The 469-nt window shown below is 50.3% G+C and carries 2 protein-coding genes; both read left to right on the plus strand.

Annotation, left to right across the window (positions count from 1 at the left end):
* Positions 1–116, plus strand: a 116-nt coding sequence (gene rpsK, locus GB932_RS00855) for a 30S ribosomal protein S11 (RefSeq protein WP_147737890.1), incomplete at its 5' end; no start/stop codon positions are given.
* A gap of 33 nt (positions 117–149) precedes the next feature.
* Positions 150–469: 30S ribosomal protein S4 (gene rpsD, locus GB932_RS00860; RefSeq protein ID WP_156758906.1), on the plus strand; the 320-nt coding region annotated here is incomplete at its 3' end.

Below are 469 nucleotides of genomic sequence, written 5' to 3' on the forward strand. Positions count from 1 at the left end.
GTCGTGAATCTACTGTTCGCGCTCTGAACGCCGCTGGTTTCCGCATCACGAATATTACTGATGTGACTCCGATCCCTCATAACGGTTGTCGTCCGCCGAAAAAACGTCGCGTATAACGCTCCGTTTTTTAGGTTAGTTGGAGATAGAAAATGGCAAGATATTTGGGTCCTAAGCTCAAGCTGAGCCGTCGTGAGGGCACCGACTTATTCCTTAAGTCTGGCGTTCGCGCGATCGATACCAAGTGTAAAATTGAACAAGCTCCTGGCCAGCACGGTGCGCGTAAACCGCGTCTGTCTGACTATGGTGTGCAGTTGCGTGAAAAGCAAAAAGTTCGCCGTATGTACGGTGTGCTGGAGCGTCAGTTCCGTAACTACTATAAAGAAGCAGCACGTCTGAAAGGCAACACAGGTGAAAACCTGCTGGCTCTGCTGGAAGGTCGTCTGGACAACGTTGTATACCGTATGGGCTT

Origin of the sequence: Microbacterium karelineae (assembly GCF_009745985.1) — a bacterium.
Taxonomy (GTDB): domain Bacteria; phylum Actinomycetota; class Actinomycetes; order Actinomycetales; family Microbacteriaceae; genus Microbacterium; species Microbacterium karelineae.